The following is a 17,459-nucleotide window of genomic DNA, read 5'->3' on the forward strand; positions in this document are numbered from 1 at the left end:
CGGATTCGCGCCACAGTGAAATTGAGTTTGGCTGGAAAGAACAAATTGTTATAGCGAATGGGTATTGAATGACTGTCAGTTCTGACAGTGTGCAAAAAGCTGATAAGGGACGACGATTGGCTTGAGGCGCGTGGTTTCAATTTAACCTGTGCGAGCATCAAACCAATCAATTCATGGAGCAACAGAAATGGCTGATATTCATTTTAAAGACTTGTTTAACGGTGTGATTAACTGCAGCTCAAAACCTCAAATTAACGGCATTTCGGTAGAAGTGGGGGCGTTGTCAAATGAGGCGAAAGTGGGTGACGAGTTCATCGGCAAATTTCAGGGATGCAGTGATTCCGAAGGTGAGGTACCCATCCAGGGCGCTTCGACATCATTGAGCCGAAATGTAACACGGGCTGACATCGAGAATGGCTCCGTTGATTGCTTTAAGGAATGGAACAAAATCAAACTCATTGGAAATGGCTCGGTTCGTTATAACTACCTGATCAATGGCGTAATGGGGAACACTGCATCGGTAGTGGTCCGGTTAATGAATTCAAGTGGTCAATCGTGCGACGAGGTCCGAACGCACAACTGAACGTCCGAGTTTCAACAATGCCTGCCTGTTGCAGGCATTTTTTTGCCAGCAAGGCTTGCGCAACGTCACGGGTGAATGGCCGCTCTTCGTTTCAAGGTGCCTTGCTCAACGGCTGGCGCATCACCGGCGCACTCCACGCCTGGCGCCGATCCTCACTCGGCGGGCAACCAAAGCGTGCGCGGTAAGTGCGGGAGAAATGCTCCAGCGAGCCAAACCCGGAACACGCCGCCACCTGGGCCACGCTCATCTGCGTCTGTTGCAACAGGTTGTGCGCCCGGGCCAGGCGCAGGGTGATGTAGTACTTGAGCGGCGAGAGCCCGGTCTGATGTTTGAACTGGCGCTCGAGTTGCCGTCGCGACAGGCCAACTTCGCTGGCAATCGCCTCGCAGTCCAGCGGTTCTTCCAGAGCCTTTTCCATCAGTTGCACGGCACGGCGGATCTTGTTGCCGTACATCCCGCTGTTGCCCAGACCGCCGTCGAGCTGATTGTCCGCCGGCGCGCGCATCTGGCCCATCAACAGGTGCAGGCCGATTTCCCGGGCCAGATCCGCATCGAAACGCTGGCCGATCCAGCCCAGCAGCATGTCGAGAATGGTGGTCGCGCCGGCGCAGGTCAGGCGCTGACGTTCGAGGGTATAGAGCTGCGGTCGGGCGCGGACCTTGGGGTAACTCTCCTGAAAACCCTGCAGGTTGTCCCAATGCACCGCCGCTTCGTAGCCGTCGAGCACACCGGCGGCGGCCAGCAGTTCGGTGCCGGTTTCCACGCCGATCAAGATCGCGCCGAACAGCGCCTGCTTGCGCAGCCAACTCTTGAGCGCCGGATTGCGGCTGTGTTGATGCACCTCGAAACTGGCCAGTACCACGCAGGCGTCGAAGGCCTGCTCGTTGTTCAAGCCGTCCTCGGCGATGCTCGCCAGACCGTTGCTGGCCGTCACCGGGCCCGGCTGCAACGACAGCAACGTCCACTCGAACAGCGTGCGCTGGCTCAACCAGTTGGCGATGGCCAGCGGTTCGAGCACTGCCGCCAGACCGAAATTGGAAAACGCCGGCAGCAACAGCACCGCCACTCGCAGCGGTGCTTCATTGCGCGGTACAGCTTCAGCGGATCGGGTCATCGCCATCTCTGCTTCATCGTTGTTCGGTCTGCCAGTGCGGGTTGATCCACACCGGTACATCGAGGGCTGGCAACGGCGTGAGGTTACGGATCAGGTCGCTGGCCTTTTCCGCGATCATCACCGTCGGTGCGTTAGTGTTGCCGCTGACGATCGCCGGCATGATCGACGCGTCCACCACCCGCAAGCCGTCGAGGCCATGCACTCGCAGTTGCGGATCGACCACCGCTTCAGGGTCGCCCGCCGGCCCCATCTTGCAGGTGCCGCTGGCATGGTAGCCGGTTTCCGTGACCTGCCGCGCCCAGGCATCGAGTTCGTTGTCGGTCTGCACCGAACGGCCCGGCACCAGCTCTTCGCCCTTGAACGGCGCCATCGCCGGTTGCTCGATGATTTCCCGCACCAGCCGAGCGCCGGCGCGCATGTCGGCACGGTCCTGCGCGGTCTTCAGGTAGTTGAACAGAATCCTCGGCGGCCGCCGCGGTTCGGCGCTGTGCAGGGTCACGCTGCCCAGGCTGGTGGGGCGCATCAGGTCGATGTGGATCTGGAACGCGTGGGTCGGCACCAGCTCGACGCTGCCCGGTTGCACCGCCAGCGGCATGAAGGTCAGTTGCAGGTCCGGGTGTTCGACGCCGGCTCGGGAACGCAGGAACGCACCGGCCTCGAAGTGATTGCTCGCCGCCAGGCCGTCGTGACGGACGAACCAGCGCGCGCCAATCCACCATTTACCCGGCGCGGTGGTCCAGCGATACAGCGACACCGGTTGTTTGCAGCGAAATTGCACCACCGCGTCCGGGTGATCGTTGAGGCGTTTACCGACGCCGGGCAGGTCGTGCACGACGCCGATCCCGAGGTCACGCAGTTCCGCCGCCGGGCCGACGCCCGAGAGCAACAGCAACTGCGGCGAATTGATCGCCCCGGCCGTCAGCAACACTTCCCGGCGAGCGCGGACGGTGTTCGTTTCGCCGTTCTGTTCATAATCAATCCCGACCGCTTGCCGGCCCTCGAACAGAATGCGTAGCACCAACGCATCGGTGACCACGCGCACATTGCCCCGAGCCAGTGCTTCGCTCAGATAACCGCGCGAAGCGCTCCAGCGCCGACCGTTGCGTGTAGTGCGATCCACCGGGCCGAAGGCTTCCTGACGATAGCCGTTCAAGTCCTCGCTGACGCCATAACCGGCCTCGGCCCCGGCCGCGATGAACGCCGCGCACAATGGTATTTCTACATCGCCGGGAGTGACGTGCAAATGGCCGTCGCCGCCGCGATAGTCATCGCCACCGCCGGCGTGAGTCTGCGCTCGCTTGAAGTACGGCAGTACCTCGCGATAGCTCCAGCCAACGCAGCCTTGCTCGGCCCAGCCGTCGTAATCCCGGGCATGGCCACGGATGTAGACCATGCCGTTGATCGACGATGAACCGCCGAGGGTGCGGCCTCTCGGCGTGCCGATTCGGCGGCCGTCGAGGTACGGCTCGGGCTCCGACTGATAACTCCAGTTATAGCGCGACCCACCCACCACAAGGCCCATGGCGGACGGCATGTCGATCGTCCAGCTCTTGTCCTCGGGCCCGGCCTCCAGCAGCAGGATGCGCACGTTCGGGTCTTCGCTCAAGCGATTGGCCAACACGCAACCGGCCGAACCGGCGCCCACGATCAGGTAATCAAACCCGGTTTCGTCCATGGTTTGCTCCGTTCAGACAAATGACGAGGGAAGGGCGGATCAGTCCACGCAATGGCCGTGAATACCGTTGAACACCAGACGATGAAAGTGATGCACCAGATGCTCGCTTTCATTGCTGCGCTGGGCGTCGATCATGTAGCGGCCCTGGTCGTAACCGAGCGAGCGCAGGCCCTTTTGCACCGAGATGTTCAGGGCGATGTCTTCGGGGCCGAGGTCTCCGTTCATCCACTTCATGCACGCCGTGCTGACGGCGGCGGTTTCGGGGTTGCTGGAGTAGTAACCGAAGCGCAGCAGCGAGCGCTCGGCGTCGAGCGGAATCATGATGAACGAGCCGAGAAGCTCGGAGAACGGGAAGGTGTAGAAGGTGTTGTTCGGCCACAGGCCGATGTTGAAGAAACATTCCTGCGGGTTCAGTTCGCTTTTCAGCGGCACGCCATAGGCCTCGGTCGCCGACAGATTGGCCGGTGCGGCGTAGGTCCACCAGTTGTCGCGTTTGATCAACTGGTAACCCTTGAAATCGATCAGCCGGGCGAGGTCGATGTGGCACGGGCCGGACAGCTTGAAGTGATAGCCCTCGATGGAATTGTCCATGATCACTTTCCAGTTGGCCGGCACGATCACGTCTTGTTCCTCGATCAGATGCATGTCGGCCAGGTCTGGAAACACCCGGCGCATTTCTTCGTCGGCACCGGGGAACAGATCCCGCAGCGACGGCGCATTCGGATCGAGGTTGAAGTAGACGAAGCCGCCGAGTTCTTCCGTGCGCACCTGTGGAATGTTGAACTGCGCCAGCTCGAAATTCTTCATCCGCTCGCAACGCGGCGCACCGCGCAGGCTGCCGTCCATTTCATAGCACCACGAGTGATAGGCGCAGCGCACCACGCCGCCGGTAGTGCCACGGCGTTCTTCGAGCAGGCGATTGCCGCGATGCTGGCAGACGTTGTGAAAACCATGGATCTGCCCCTGCCGATTCTTCGCCACCACCACGCTCTGGTCGAACAGATCCGTGACGACGAACTGCCCCGGCTCGGCGAACTCACTGACATGCCCGGCGACATGCCAGGCCCTCATGAAAATGTTGTCGCGCTCGGCACGGAACAGGCTGTCGTCGTAGAAATAACGCGAGGGCAGGGTGAAGGCCTGCTCCGGATCCTGCTGATCCCAGGCGTCGACCGGACTGTGCTGCTTGCGGGTCTGGAAACTGTGCATGAGGCGATCTCCACGGCGTGTTGTTGTGGGATCTAATCTAGGGTGCGGCGCGAGGGTGGGGTTGATGGATTGCGACCAGTTGATGGGTGGAATGATCAATCTCAGGCTGTATCGGGGAGGTCTTGACAGCCCTGCGATAATGAAACTTCACCGCGATCATGATGCAGAGGAAGGTTTTCCATGGACAATCAAGCACTCAAGGCCTTGTTCGACCAGCAGTCCGCCGTCTATGACAAACAGTGGAGCGGCATGGCGCCCCTTCGTGATGCCCTGTATCTGCTGCTGGATTCAGTGTTCGCGGGCCTGCCGGAGAATGCCCGGATACTCTGCGTCGGCGTGGGCACCGGTGTGGAAATGGCCCATCTGGCGCAGCAGTTTCCCGGCTGGCAATTCACCGCAGTCGACCCTTCGGGCGCCATGCTCGACGTGTGCCGTCAGCGAGCGACAGAGGGCGGTTTTCTCTCCCGCTGCCATTTTCACGAAGGCTACCTCGATACGCTGACGGATGAATCCGGTTACGACGGCGCAACCTGTTTTCTGGTGTCGCAGTTTTTGCTCGACCCTCAGGTGCGTATCGACTTTTTCCGTGAGATTGCCCGTCGTCTGGTACCGGGTGGGATTCTGGCGAATGCTGATCTGGCCTCGGATACTCAATCCCCGGCCTATGAAGCATTGCTGCGTCACTGGATGACGCTGATGGCTTCGGCCCAGGTGCCGCCGCAAATGCTCGAACGAGCGCGCACGGCGTATGCCCGGGATGTGGCGATTCTGCCGGTGCCGCAGGTCGCCAGTCTGATCGAGTCGTCCGGGTTCGAGGCGCCGGTCCAGTTCTTTCAGGCGGGTCTGATGCACGGGTGGTTCTGCCCGCGCAAGGCAGGGATTGCCGCGGGTTAGAGCGCCGGATTGATAGAAGGAAACAGCTTCGTCGGCATTCCCGAGGAATCCATTGCTTCGGCTTAATAGGAAGCATTACTATTCACGCCCCTTTCTTCAGCACGCCGCAATGATCCCCATGCTGCCCCGCAGACCCGGCTTTCTCGAGCATTACGAAGAGTTGATCGGCACCTGGACCCGTCGCCTGCGCAATCGCTCGCAGGCCGAGGATCTGGCGCACGACACCTTTGTGCGGGTGCTCGAATCCGATTCGTCGACGGTGCAGCAACCCCGGGCGTATTTGCATCAGACCGCGCGCAACATCGCGGTGGACGGCTATCGGCGTGAGGACCGGCGGGGCGCCATGGAGTCGGAGGCGATCGATCTCAGTGAGTCGCCGAGCGGCGATCCGGAGCATTACATGCATGCGATCCAGCTGGCCGATTCCATCGAACGCGCGCTCACGGAGCTTCCGGTCAACTGTCGACGTATCTTCGTCTGGCAGAAGATCGAAGGCCTGACCCAGGCGGAAATCGCCGAGCGCCTGGGCCTGTCCAAGAACATGGTGGAAAAGTATATGATCCGCACCCTGCGGCATCTGCGTGATCGCCTGGACGGGGCGCAATCATGAGCCGCGGCGTCTTTTCATCCCCAGCCAAACAGGACATTCCATGATGGATACTCGTGATTGCGCGTGCGGGCAAACAACGGTGCGCGATGACGCGGCACTCTGGTTTGTGCGTTTGCAGGAGCCGGCCGTCAGTGTCGACGAACAGCAGCGCTTCGACGCGTGGCTGAACGAACATCCCCAGCACCGTGACGAATTCCAGTTGCTCCAGGGCTTGTGGACGGCGGCGGATCTGCTGCCGGCGCCACGCCTCAAAGCTTTGTGCGAAACCCCGCCGGCACGGCGCGAACGCCGTCCGTTGTTGCGTTATGCCGTGGCGGCCAGCGTGGTCGCGGTGGCGCTCGGGCTCGGTCTGTTCAGCGGTCTGAATCACCCGCAAGGTTACAGCGCCGAATTCGCCACCGCGCTGGGCGAGCGCAAGCATGTCGCGCTGCCGGACGGTTCGGTAATCGACCTTAACAGCCGCAGCCGTTTGCAGGTGCGTTTCGAGAAGGATCGGCGGCTCATCGAGCTGACTGAAGGCGAAGCGATGTTCAGCGTCGAGCACGATACTTCTCGCCCGTTCGTGGTCGAGGCCGGCAGCGGCAAGGTCACGGTGACTGGCACTCGTTTCGATGTGCGCCGCGATGTGACGCAGACCCGGGTCGCGGTGGAGCAGGGCACGGTCAGGGTGCAGGGTCTCGGTGCGGCCGATGCCGATTTCATCAGCCTCACTGCCGGCCTCGGCACGCGGATCGATGCACAGGGCAAAGTAACGCCGGCCTACGCGGTCAACCCGGCGGAGCTGACAGCCTGGCGCAGCGGCAAACTGGTGTTCAACAACGCCAGCCTCAGCGAAGTCGCCGAGGAAGTGTCGCGCTATCGCGACAAGCCGCTGAAGGTCGCCAACCCCGCCGTGGCCAATTTGCGCCTGACCAGCGTGTTCAAATCCGACAACACCGATGCCTTGCTCAAGGCCTTGCCGAGCATCCTTCCGGTGGCCGTGCGCACCCTTGCCGACGGCAGCCAGGAAATAATTTCAAAATAACATTCAGGTTTTTTTCGAGTTCGTCGTCTTCCTGTTCAACTGCAACTGGTTTGCATTAACAGCCGCACACTCTTGCGATCCACAGGACTCCGTTCGACGTGAAAAACTCCACCGCCAAAAACAATAAATCCCCTTGGTTACCGCTGGCTCTTGCGCTGGCGGTCAACGCCGCCGTGCCGATGGCTTTTGCCGCCGAAGCCATTCACATCCGCGCACAGCCGTTGGGTCAGGCCCTGAGTGAACTGGGCCAGCAAACCTCGTTGCAGGTGTTTTTCAGCCCGGACCTGGTTGCCGGCAAACAGGCCCCGGCGGTGGACGGCAATCTTTCTCCGGAGCAGGCCCTGCGCCAATTGCTGCAAGGCAGCGGTCTGGATTATCAGATCAATGAAGGCTCGGTGACCTTGTCCCCGGCCCCGACTTCCGCCGCCAACGGCCCGCTGGAGCTGGGCGTGACCGACATCAAAGTGGTCGGCGACTGGCTCGGTGACGCCGACGCCGCCGTGGTGCAGAACCACCCCGGCGCGCGCACGGTGATCCGTCGCGAAGCGATGGTCGAGCAGGGCGCGATGAACGTCGGCGACGTGCTGCGCCGCGTGCCGGGCGTGCAGGTGCAGGAAGCCAACGGCACCGGCGGCAGCGATATTTCGCTGAACGTCGGCGTACGGGGTTTGACGTCGCGCCTGTCGCCACGCTCGACCGTATTGATTGATGGCGTGCCGGCCGCGTTCGCCCCGTACGGTCAGCCACAACTGTCGATGGCGCCGATTTCTTCCGGCAACCTCGACAGCATCGATGTGGTTCGTGGTGCCGGCTCCGTGCGTTACGGGCCGCAGAACGTCGGCGGCGTGATCAACTTCGTGACCCGCGCGATCCCGGAAAAAACCACCGGTGAAATCGGCACCACCCTGGAAACCTCGCAGCACGGTGGCTGGAAACACATCGACACCGCGTTCCTCGGCGGCACTGCCGACAACGGCATCGGCATGGCGCTGTTGTACTCGGGCGTCAACGGCAACGGTTACCGCGAGCGCAACAATGGCAACGACATCGACGACGTGATCCTCAAGACCCACTGGGCACCGACCGATCAGGACGATTTCAGCCTCAACTTCCACTACTACGACGCCAGCGCCGACATGCCCGGCGGCCTGACGCAAAAGCAGTACGACGACAAACCGTTCCAGTCCGACCGCGACTACGACGGCTTCAGCGGCCGCCGCAAGGACGTGTCGTTCAAGTGGATCCGGCAGATCGACGAGCGCACCCAGGCAGAAGTGCTGACCTACTATTCCGACAGCTTTCGCGGCAGCACCATCGCCGCCCGCGATCAGAAAACCCTCAGCTCGTTCCCGCGCTCCTACTACACGCTGGGCATCGAGCCGCGTGTTTCGCGTGTGTTTGACGTCGGCCCGACCACCCAGGAAGTCAGCGTCGGTTACCGTTATTTGAAAGAGGCGATGCACGAGCAGTCGAGCCGCCTGGCGCTGGTCAACAACGAGCCGGTGGTCACCAAGACCTCCGACGGTCATGTGTTCCAGGACCGTACCGGCGGCACCGAGGCCAACTCGGTCTACATCGACAACAAGATCGACGTCGGCAACTGGACCGTGACCCCGGGCATTCGCTTCGAACACATCAGTACCGACTGGCATGATCGCGCTGTGCTCGACACCGCCGGCAAACCCGTCCCCGAGAAAAACCGCAGCATCGAAAGCAACGAGCCGTTGCCGGCCCTGAGCGTGATGTATCACCTGTCCGATGCGTGGAAACTGTTCGCCAACTACGAGACGTCGTTCGGCAGCCTGCAATATTTCCAGCTCGGCCAGGGCGGCTCGGGTGATCAGACCGCCAACGGCCTGGAGCCGGAGAAAGCCAAGACTTACGAAATCGGCACGCGCTACAACGATGACGTGTGGGGCGGGGAAGTGACGCTGTTCTACATCGACTTCGATGACGAACTGCAATACATCAGCAACGACGTGGGCTGGACCAACCTCGGCGCGACCAAGCACCAGGGGATCGAAGCGTCGGTGCATTACGACATGGCGGCGCTCGATCCACGCCTCGACGGCCTGACCGCCAACGCCGGTTTCACTTATACCCGCGCGACCTATGAAGGCGAAATCCCGGGCTTCAAGGGCCGCGACCTGCCGTTCTACTCGCGTCAGGTGGCCACCGTCGGCCTGCGTTACGACATCAACCGCTGGACCTACAACATCGACGGTTTCGCCCAGTCCAAACAGCGCTCGCCGGGTACCGGCGTGAATGCTGACGGCAGCTTCAATGGCAACTACATCACCGAAGGCACGGCGGACGGGCAGTACGGCGACATTCCGGGCTACGTGACCTGGAACGTGCGCGGCGGCTATGACTTCGGTGCACAGCTGTCGAACCTGAAGCTCGGCGCCGGGGTGAAAAACATCTTCGACAAGCAGTACTTCACCCGCTCCAGCGACAACAACTCGGGAATCTACGTGGGCACGCCACGGACGTTCTTCGTGCAGGCCAGCGTCGGTTTCTGATCTGCACTGATCGTTCCCGCGTCTCGACGTGGGAACGATCCAGCTCAGACCTTCAGCGCTTTCCCGCCAATCGCCACCGCCACCAGCAACGTCGCCATCAGCCCGAAGGCGAAACTCAAACTGCTGGCATGGGCGACAAAGCCGATCACCGCCGGCCCTGCCAGAATCCCTGCATAACCCAGCGTGGTAATTGCCGGCACGGCGATGCTTTCCGGCATCACCGTCTGTTTGCCCACCGCCGTGTACAGCACCGGCACGATATTCGAACAGCCGGCACCGACCAGCGCATAGCCCAGCAGCGCGGCTTGCCAGCTCGGGGCGAACGTCGCCAGAAACAATCCCGCCGCTGCCAGTAGTCCGCCAAACAGAATGATCCGGGTTGCGCCCAGTGCGCGGACGATCCGGTCACCGGTCAAACGGCCGGCCGTCATGGTCAACGCGAACGCTGCGTAACCCAGCCCGGCATAGGCGGTGTCGATCCCGCGTTCCTGCGCCAGGAACACCGCGCTCCAGTCCAGCGCCGCGCCTTCGGTAAGGAACACGATGAAGCACATGCCGCCGATGAACAGCACGATTCCGTGGGGCACTGCGAACGCCGGGCCCGAGCTTTCACTGCCGTAAGGCAACATGTGCGGCACCGCCTTGAACAGCGCCGCGATCAGCACCACGACCACCACCAGCATCGCCGCCAGTGGCGACAACCCGAGACCGAGCAGGGCGCTCACGCCCGCTGCGCCGACGATCCCGCCGAGGCTGAACAGGCCGTGGAACCCAGACATCATGTTCTTGCCGCTGGCCCGCTCGACGATCACCGCTTGCAGGTTCACCGTCGAATCCACCGTGCCCAGTCCGGCGCCGAACATGAACAACGTGGCGATCAGCGCCGGAATCGACGACACCGTCGCCAGCAACGGCAACGCCGCGCAGATCAGCAGCGTGCCGCCGGTAGCCACCTTCCGACAGCCAAACCGCGTGGCCAGAATCCCCGCCAGCGGCATCGCCAGAATCGAACCAACACCAAGGCACAGCAACAGCAACCCCAACGTGCCTTCATCGAGCCCGGCCCGCGCCTTGGCGTAGGGCACCAACGGCGCCCACGCGGCGATGCCGAGCCCGGCAATGAAGAAAGCGATGCGCGTGGACATCTGTTGCAGACGTCCGGGGGCGAGGGGCGGCGGGGTGTTGATGGCAGTCATGAAACGTCCTTGGTCTTGCGGTCAATGGCGTGATGCAGGGCAACATCGTTGCACATCAGTCCATGGGCCGCGACCTTGAGTTCCCGATTCGGCTGATCGGTGACAGCGTTTCACTGCTCACGGATGCTTTGCGTCAACTTCAAAAAGCGCGGAACGACCGCCTCGGGCGGTGGCACCAGATCTTTCAGGCCGTCGGTGCCTTTCTGGAAAGTGAACATCTGCGCTGCGATCAGCGGGCTCGCGAGACCGCCGACATGGGCGATGGCGGACCAGGCGCGATCCTGTTCGGTGGTTTCCGGACGAGGGTCAAGACGCCAGCCTTCTAGGGTGGTCATGCGATCGCCGATGTAGAACTTCTCCATGATCTTCGACTTTTTCCAGATTTCGGCGTCGTAGCCGGGGCGGTAGTCGGTATCGTAGGTGCCGTCGGTGGGTTTGGCGTGGTTGCCGAGTGAGGCGTTGATCAGGCTCATGATGACGTTGGGCGTGCTGGTAAAGCGCAGGCTGTTCTTGACGTTGAAACCGGTTTTGCCGTCGTCATGGATAAATCCGTAGGGCATACAGACGCCGGGGCCTTCGGGGACTTGATAGAGGTCGCGGGCTTCGAAACGCGCGGCAAGGTCCTTGATCCGTTGTGCGGAGTTTTCGGCGGGTTTGTTCATGTTGAAGTAGAACACCCGGTTGTTGCGCCAGAGCAGGAATTCGTAGGGGATATTTTCGCCGCCCATGACGTAGGAGTCGGGGATACCTAGATCGTGTTCGTATTTTTTTACTTTGGGTATTTGCTCTTCCAGTTTTTTGATTTGTTCCTCCTGCTTTTTCACTTGGTCACGGGAATAGTTCATCTCCTTGATCGATACCAAAAGGTCCTTGTTGGTTTCAAGCTTGTCCTCGAGGCGCTTTTTGTAGAGTTCGGTTTCGTGAACGATGGCGTTGCGTTGTCTTTCAAAATTTTCACGTGTCGTGGCATCGCTGACTCTGATGGTGAGTTCGTCAAAGTCATAACTAACGTAGTCGCCCACCGCATGCACATTCTTGGAAAATACGTGTCCTCCTGCACCTTTCATGTTGCTACGTTCGATAGCAAACGTTGCCCACTCGAATGCTTCCGGTGACTCGAATCTGGTACGTCCCAGACATTCGTGCAAGGCAGGTTCCGCAAGTGCTGACTGACTGCCCAGCAGCAGAACTGCGAAGGAAAAGAAGATTCGGTTCATGAACTGTGCTTACTTCGATGTGGCTTCATGTTCACGACCCGACTCTCACTGCTCACGGATACTTTGCGTCAACTTCAAAAAGCGCGGTACGACCGCCTCGGGCGGTGGCACCAGATCTTTCAGGCCGTCGGTGCCTTTCTGGAAAGTGAACATCTGCGCTGCGATCAGCGGGCTCGCCAGACCGCCAACATGGGCGATGGCGAACCAGGCGCGATCCTGTTCGGTGGTTTCCGGACGAGGGTCAAGACGCCAGCCTTCGAGGGTGGTCATGCGATCGCCGATGTAGAACTTCTCCATGATCTTCGACTTTTTCCAGATTTCGGCGTCGTAGCCGGGGCGGTAGTCGGTGTCGTAGGTGCCACGGGTTGGTTTGGTCGGATCGTTTTGCGAGGCATTGATCAAACTCATGATCACGTTCGGAGTGCTGGTAAAGCGCAGGCTGTTCTTGACACTGAAACCGGTTTTGCCGTCGTCATGGATAAAGCCGTAAGGCATACAGACGCCGGGGCCTTCGGGTACTTCATAGAGGTCGCGGGCTTCGAAGCGGGCGGCAAGGTCCTTGATCCGTTGTGCGGAGTTTTCGGCGGGTTTGTTCATGTTGAAGTAGAACACCCGGTTGTTGCGCCAGAGCAGGAATTCGTAGGGCGTTTCCTTGCTGCCCAGAACGTGGGAATCGGGGATGCCCAGGTCGTGTTCATAGGTTTTGGTCTGTCGTATCTGGTCTTCCAGTTTGGTGATTTCGTTTTCGTGGTTTTTGACGATGTCGGCGCTGTATTTCATTCGCTTGATCGTTTCCAGCAGACGCTCATTGGTTTTGAGATCTTCCTCTAAGTTTTTTTTATAGAGTTCGGTTTCATGGATGATGGCATTACGTTCCCTGTCGAAATTTTCACGGGTCGTAATATCGCTGACTCTGATGGTCAGATCGTCGTAGTTGTAACTAACGAAGTCGCTCACTGCGTGAACATTTTTCGAAAAAACATGGCCGCCGGCACTTTTCATGTTGCTGCGTTCGATCGCGAAGGTTGCCCACTCAAACTTTTCTGGCGACTGGAATCGCATGCGTCCCAAGCACTCTTGCAGCTTGGATTCAGCCCAAGCTGACTGAGCGCCAAGCAGCAGGCTGGTGAAGGCAATGATGACTCGTATCATGAATTGTGCTCATTTGAATGGGGCGTCTTGCTCGCGCTTGCGATGCGAACATCGTTCTTCTTATCGTCATGGTGAGCAATGATCGTCAGGTTCAATCCCGAATCGTTATTCTCACCTTTTGTCCAGTTGATAGGTAACGCCGTGATGAATCCTTGAATCCCGATAGGGGCGGGATACGTTTTTACTCCAGCCAAGGTCTTGCTTTCCCAAAAACCTTGTTCATGGGGCAATGGGTCCGATATCTGGCCGCCTTGATCGAGATACAAAGTTGAGCGATATGTCCAGGTTGGCCAGATTGGGGCTGGAAATCCGCTCTGGTACATTTGGATCGTGGATGATTCGATTACTTGTAATCGACTGAAATTTCGCGGGATAAAGCTGAAGGCAAGTTCATAAGCTTTGGTGTTGTCAGCAGCCTGATTCTGGATCGCTCTCCAGGTCTTTTCAGCAGCAGGCTGATCGAGAACTTCGTCCGAAACAGAAAAGTGAGCCACAGGGCCATTTTGCTTCGCCTGACTCATTCCGAAGTGCTTCTTCCACAAATCCTTGCGCAATTTATTGATTGTCTTCCCTACCTTCTGGTTGTGTTTGCCGTCCAGCTTGGCGTCAGTCGATTCGCTATCGCGCACAATGACTGCCAGCTCAGAGTCACGTGTCCCGCATTGACTGCGGTCATTGATGTTGGCGCTGCCGAGAATCGCTACACGATCATCCGCGATCAACAACTTGCTGTGCACGTAGATCTGTTCAGTGACCACGCGATCGCCAAGCGTATCCCAAGTGCGCAGGTTGAGCAGGGTCAAATATTTTGACCAGTCCTGTTGGGCGTAGACGGGCTTTTTGTTGGTATCCACCCGCTCAATAATCTTCCCGGCCTCTTCCTTGCTCGCCCCGCGATCCATCATGTCCTTTATCGCCATGTGCCGTTGAATGCGTTTGACCAGACTCTGTTCGCCAAACACCAGACTTTGCATGGTCAGGTGAACCTGGTGCATGAGGTTCAGCACGTTCAGCGCACCTTCCGGATGCACCGGCAAAATCAGGTACACGTGAAAAGGACGGTTTTCGGCAATCGCCCGACCGATGCGGTCGGCCAGCGCCTTGCCAATGGTGTTGGTGAGCTTCTGTTCTTTCCCCAGTTTCTGCGTCAGCCAGCCCTGTGCGTTGGTCTGCCAGATCGTCAGAAAACTTTTGAGAAAGGTGCGGGCCTCTTCGCCGGGCTCCTTGCTGATGGCGTTGACTTCTTTCCAGTCGATCTGGGTGAAGTCCTGGTCTTCCATCGCTTCACGCAGTTTGATCCGGGCGACGAAATTCTCGTTCAAGGTGGACGGGTCGCGCAGGCTGGCCATCGGGCCGGACAGCGGCCGGCCTTCCGCCAGCTCGCCCTCGTCACCGAAGTCGGTCTGGAAGAACTGGTTCTCGATGTAGATGAAGTGCTGGGCACTGGAAATGGTCTGCAGCATGGCGCGCAGGCAGTTGTCCTGGACCCCGCCCACGTTGAAACCCTCGGGCAGCGGCAGGTTGACCCTGGCCATGTCTCGACCCTTGGCTTCCTGAGTGGTCATCGCGGCTGAAGCGCTGCGCAGCACTTGCACGCTGACTCCGCCTTGCGCTGTCTGCGGTGGCGTCGGCAGGGTCGGGGCCTGATCGATCCAGACCGGTTTGGGCATGGGCAGCTTCAGGTTGATCTGATTGTTGAGATCCAGGTGATGGGGCAGGCCGGCGTCCCTGACCAGCGTGTTGACCCACTCCATCAGGGCGACGATGACGGTGGTTTTTTCCAGGCTCTTGATCTCGGCGATGTAAGCCTGTTGGCCGTTCCAGCGGTCGATGAAGTTGCGCGACAGGTCGTACACCGACGGCCCTTCGATGCGGCTATGAACGTCCTGCCACGGCATGCGCGGCTGATCCTTGTCCAGCCGGCTGTAATCTGCCGAAGCCAGCGGCTGCGGTTGGTGTTTGAGATATTCAAAGGGCTCCCGGTGATTGGCCACGCGGTCTTGCAGCAACGCGTAAAAGTGCCCGAGCAATGAAGTGGTCAATTGGCCGATGTTGTTCAGCCAACCCATTTTCTCTGCGGGCATCGCGTCGTAACCCTTGTCGCAGAACATCGCGACAAGACGGCCGAGATCGGTCGAGTTCGTCCAGTTGTTGATCAGCTCGTAACTCTTCAGACGCACGGAAGCCTGCAAATTGCCGGCGCTGGTTTCGACTTCGCGAATCCACACTTGAGCCTGGCCTTTGAGCGGTTCGGCCAGCGGCAGGCGCGTCCAGTTGTGTTTGATCAGCGCGGTGATATTGCGGATGGCCGCGTCGGTCAGATATTCCCTGGGCCTGGCCAAAGGATCGATGGAGGACACGGACTCCTTCAGACTTTTGCCAGCCTTCATTGCCCGGTCCAGAACGGGCAGTGGGGGACTTGCGAAGAAGTTCTGAATCGCCGCGATGGCGTTGATCACGCTGGCGCGACGGGGCAACGCCAGTTTGATGTTGGTGTTTTCTGTGCCGATGGTCGTTTCGGCCAGCGGTTTGGACAGGTCGAACAGCGTGCCCAGCAGCAGGCCGGCTCGACTGACGTGCTTGTTCATGTCCATCCAGCCCAGGTGCGGAATCCCCGGGTTATACGCATCGTTACCCTGACGGTCGACGGCGCTGAGGCTGAAGTTGTTGTCATCTCGACGACCGTAGGCCAGGTCGATACCGCCGACATAGCCGATCTTGTTGTCGATCACCACGCACTTTTGGTGATGGGAAAATGTCGAGCCCAGACCCTTCATGTCGCTTTGCTGGATGGCCGGGGTGCAGAAGGCGCGCGGCACTTTCAGCCCGGCGTTGAGCTGGAAAACCGCGAGCATGGTTTCGAAGTCATGAGTGCCGACGCTTGCCGCCGGGCTCAGCCACGGCATGACAAAGACTTTCAGTGTCGGGTGCGCCTGGAGGGCGTTGTACAAGCACTCCCACAAGGTCTGCTTGCCGTCCAGGGTCACATCGTAGTTGACCTGCCAGCCAGTGATGAAAATCGAGGTTTCGGCCTTGGCGATTTTCTTGGCCAGATCCTTGTAGTAATCCTCGCCAGTGGTGAAAAAACGTACCTGGTTGCCACTGCGCTTCGGCGCGAAGGCGGACTTGTCCTGTATGAAAAAGTCCGGCGCGTTGACGGCGGGCAGCGCTTTGCCGGCGGCCGTGTTGATCTGGCTGACTTCCTTGTGGCGAACGCCGTTGTAGGGGGTAGCGGAATCCGTCATGGTCATTCGTCCGTGCTGTGCAGGCGGCTGTACAAGTCGCCGTCGGTGAGCAAGTCCTGCTTGCTGCGTTCGTTGCTGGCGGTGTTGATGGTGCGGTGGTGGGTGCTGTCATGAAAGTCGAGGGCAGCGAGAGCGAAGCGCTCCTTGTCCGCATCCGCCGGTTCGTCATGCAGGGCCACGGGCACGCGTTGCCCCGGATAGCACAGCCACAACGGGCCGGCTTCGGCATAAGCTTTGGAGAGTTTCAGGCGTTGCGGTTCGTCGATATTGACGCGTCCGTTCTCGTCGGTCTGACCTTCGAGCAACGGTTGATCCACGCCGTCCTGGACGATCTGCCAGAGGGTGTGGGCCAGCGGGAAACCTTCATCGCCGGGCACATCGGTCAGGGTAATGTCGAAGAAGTATTCCCGTGGCTCGGGCTTGGTCGGCAATACGCCCGGTTGCGCGGGCGCCATGAGATTGCCGGCCTTGGCCGACGGCGCAGGGATCGGCAGCAGCGGCATCAGGATCGCAATCCCGGAACCTGTTCCCGCCGAGCCACCGGCGTTGATCTTCACCACCGGCCCGACCACCGTGATGCCGCCGCCATCGAGTTTGATGAAGCTGCCACCCGCCTGGAGGGTCAGTTCGCTGCCGGCCTCGATGACCATTTTGTCCCCGGCCTTGAGGTGGATTTCCTTGCCTGCACTGGTCAACTGAGCGGTGCCGAGTTTGATGTGCTGGTCCTGGTTAACGGTCAGGTGATCGCTGGCTTTCACTTCCACTTTGCGATCGGAAATCGTGGTGCGGTGTTCTTCAGCCTTCAGCTCGGTGTAGGTGTTCTTCACCACAGTGTCGTGACGTTCATTCCCAACGCGGATCTTCTGGTCGTGTTCGACGTTTTCATCCCAGTCGCGCTGGGCGTGGATGAAGATTTGTTCGGCGCCTTTTTTGTCTTCGATGCGCAGTTCGTTGTAGCCACCGCCGCCCGGGGAGCTGAGGGTTTTGAAGACGCTGCGGGTTTTGTTCGCCGGCAGGG

13 protein-coding genes and 1 pseudogene are annotated in these 17,459 nt (G+C 59.8%); 6 read left to right on the top strand and 8 right to left on the bottom strand.

Features of this window, described 5'->3' with window-relative positions; translation table 11 throughout:
• The first annotated feature begins 187 nt into the window (after positions 1 to 187).
• Complete coding sequence (locus EIY71_RS26515) at positions 188 to 583, top strand: hypothetical protein (RefSeq protein ID WP_085748557.1); 396 nt, start codon at positions 188 to 190, stop codon at positions 581 to 583.
• Positions 584 to 674: 91 nt separating this feature from the next.
• On the opposite strand, the gene EIY71_RS26520 is transcribed toward EIY71_RS26515, so the two are convergent.
• Genes EIY71_RS26520 through EIY71_RS26530 form a run of 3 tightly spaced genes read right to left on the bottom strand, consistent with a single transcriptional unit; the run spans position 675 to position 4,581 of the window.
• Complete coding sequence (locus tag EIY71_RS26520; protein ID WP_134023737.1) at positions 675 to 1,697, bottom strand: GlxA family transcriptional regulator; 1,023 nt, start codon at positions 1,695 to 1,697, stop codon at positions 675 to 677.
• 13 nt (positions 1,698 to 1,710) lie between these two features.
• Positions 1,711 to 3,372 (bottom strand): choline dehydrogenase, encoded by a 1,662-nt coding sequence (locus tag EIY71_RS26525; protein WP_134023739.1) that lies wholly within the window; start codon positions 3,370 to 3,372, stop codon positions 1,711 to 1,713.
• Between the two features lie 39 nt (positions 3,373 to 3,411).
• Positions 3,412 to 4,581, bottom strand: a complete 1,170-nt coding sequence (locus EIY71_RS26530) for an aromatic ring-hydroxylating dioxygenase subunit alpha (RefSeq protein WP_085748555.1) — start codon at positions 4,579 to 4,581, stop codon at positions 3,412 to 3,414.
• 180 nt (positions 4,582 to 4,761) lie between these two features.
• Between EIY71_RS26530 and EIY71_RS26535 the strand changes: the two genes are divergently transcribed.
• The 4 genes from EIY71_RS26535 (at position 4,762) to EIY71_RS26550 (ending at position 9,631) form a co-directional block, all read left to right on the top strand.
• Positions 4,762 to 5,475: a class I SAM-dependent methyltransferase gene (locus EIY71_RS26535; RefSeq protein ID WP_085748554.1), complete on the top strand. Its 714-nt coding sequence runs from the start codon at positions 4,762 to 4,764 to the stop codon at positions 5,473 to 5,475.
• 109 nt (positions 5,476 to 5,584) lie between these two features.
• Positions 5,585 to 6,085, top strand: a complete 501-nt coding sequence (locus EIY71_RS26540; protein ID WP_102688587.1) for a sigma-70 family RNA polymerase sigma factor — start codon at positions 5,585 to 5,587, stop codon at positions 6,083 to 6,085.
• Positions 6,086 to 6,125: 40 nt separating this feature from the next.
• The gene (locus EIY71_RS26545) at positions 6,126 to 7,109 is read left to right on the top strand and encodes a FecR family protein (protein WP_134023741.1); all 984 of its coding nucleotides are present in this window, start codon (positions 6,126 to 6,128) and stop codon (positions 7,107 to 7,109) included.
• Positions 7,110 to 7,207: 98 nt separating this feature from the next.
• The gene (locus EIY71_RS26550) at positions 7,208 to 9,631 is read left to right on the top strand and encodes a TonB-dependent receptor (RefSeq protein WP_134023743.1); all 2,424 of its coding nucleotides are present in this window, start codon (positions 7,208 to 7,210) and stop codon (positions 9,629 to 9,631) included.
• A 44-nt stretch (positions 9,632 to 9,675) separates the two neighbouring features.
• Here EIY71_RS26550 and EIY71_RS26555 read toward each other — a convergent pair whose 3' ends face one another.
• The 3 genes from EIY71_RS26555 to EIY71_RS28640 all read right to left on the bottom strand — a co-directional run bounded on the left by EIY71_RS26555 (position 9,676) and on the right by EIY71_RS28640 (position 12,824).
• Positions 9,676 to 10,827 carry an MFS transporter gene (locus tag EIY71_RS26555; RefSeq protein ID WP_085613177.1) on the bottom strand — a complete coding sequence of 384 codons (1,152 nt, stop codon included), beginning with the start codon at positions 10,825 to 10,827 and terminating at the stop codon, positions 9,676 to 9,678.
• 110 nt (positions 10,828 to 10,937) lie between these two features.
• The gene (locus EIY71_RS28790; protein ID WP_085748550.1) at positions 10,938 to 12,044 is read right to left on the bottom strand and encodes a hypothetical protein; all 1,107 of its coding nucleotides are present in this window, start codon (positions 12,042 to 12,044) and stop codon (positions 10,938 to 10,940) included.
• Positions 12,045 to 12,089: 45 nt separating this feature from the next.
• Positions 12,090 to 12,824, bottom strand: coding sequence for a T6SS immunity protein Tli4 family protein (locus EIY71_RS28640; RefSeq protein WP_256578415.1), 735 nt, complete (start codon positions 12,822 to 12,824; stop codon positions 12,090 to 12,092).
• A gap of 75 nt (positions 12,825 to 12,899) precedes the next feature.
• On the opposite strand from EIY71_RS28640, the gene EIY71_RS28645 reads away from it, so the two are divergent.
• Complete coding sequence (locus EIY71_RS28645; protein ID WP_166673450.1) at positions 12,900 to 13,148, top strand: hypothetical protein; 249 nt, start codon at positions 12,900 to 12,902, stop codon at positions 13,146 to 13,148.
• A gap of 44 nt (positions 13,149 to 13,192) precedes the next feature.
• Here EIY71_RS28645 and EIY71_RS26570 read toward each other — a convergent pair whose 3' ends face one another.
• On the bottom strand, positions 13,193 to 16,441 hold the full coding sequence (locus tag EIY71_RS26570; RefSeq protein ID WP_305881817.1) for a phospholipase D-like domain-containing protein: 3,249 nt from the start codon (positions 16,439 to 16,441) through the stop codon (positions 13,193 to 13,195).
• A gap of 2 nt (positions 16,442 to 16,443) precedes the next feature.
• Positions 16,444 to 17,459 (bottom strand): annotated as a pseudogene (locus EIY71_RS28795) (type VI secretion system tip protein VgrG); the annotation flags it as partial.

Origin of the sequence: Pseudomonas sp. CH235 (assembly GCF_004368175.1) — a bacterium.
Lineage (GTDB): Bacteria > Pseudomonadota > Gammaproteobacteria > Pseudomonadales > Pseudomonadaceae > Aquipseudomonas > Aquipseudomonas paraglycinae.

What these genes read in the sequence shown, in the direction of transcription:
- EIY71_RS26515 (WP_085748557.1), top strand. Translation starts at nt 188, where the DNA reads ATGGCTGATATTCATTTTAAAGACTTGTTTAACGGTGTGATTAACTGC.
- EIY71_RS26520 (WP_134023737.1), bottom strand. Translation starts at nt 1,697, where the DNA reads ATGACCCGATCCGCTGAAGCTGTACCGCGCAATGAAGCACCGCTGCGA.
- EIY71_RS26525 (WP_134023739.1), bottom strand. Translation starts at nt 3,372, where the DNA reads ATGGACGAAACCGGGTTTGATTACCTGATCGTGGGCGCCGGTTCGGCC.
- EIY71_RS26530 (WP_085748555.1), bottom strand. Translation starts at nt 4,581, where the DNA reads ATGCACAGTTTCCAGACCCGCAAGCAGCACAGTCCGGTCGACGCCTGG.
- EIY71_RS26535 (WP_085748554.1), top strand. Translation starts at nt 4,762, where the DNA reads ATGGACAATCAAGCACTCAAGGCCTTGTTCGACCAGCAGTCCGCCGTC.
- EIY71_RS26540 (WP_102688587.1), top strand. Translation starts at nt 5,585, where the DNA reads ATGATCCCCATGCTGCCCCGCAGACCCGGCTTTCTCGAGCATTACGAA.
- EIY71_RS26545 (WP_134023741.1), top strand. Translation starts at nt 6,126, where the DNA reads ATGATGGATACTCGTGATTGCGCGTGCGGGCAAACAACGGTGCGCGAT.
- EIY71_RS26555 (WP_085613177.1), bottom strand. Translation starts at nt 10,827, where the DNA reads ATGACTGCCATCAACACCCCGCCGCCCCTCGCCCCCGGACGTCTGCAA.
- EIY71_RS28790 (WP_085748550.1), bottom strand. Translation starts at nt 12,044, where the DNA reads ATGAACCGAATCTTCTTTTCCTTCGCAGTTCTGCTGCTGGGCAGTCAG.
- EIY71_RS28640 (WP_256578415.1), bottom strand. Translation starts at nt 12,824, where the DNA reads ATGAAATACAGCGCCGACATCGTCAAAAACCACGAAAACGAAATCACC.
- EIY71_RS28645 (WP_166673450.1), top strand. Translation starts at nt 12,900, where the DNA reads ATGGATGATGGCATTACGTTCCCTGTCGAAATTTTCACGGGTCGTAAT.
- EIY71_RS26570 (WP_305881817.1), bottom strand. Translation starts at nt 16,441, where the DNA reads ATGACGGATTCCGCTACCCCCTACAACGGCGTTCGCCACAAGGAAGTC.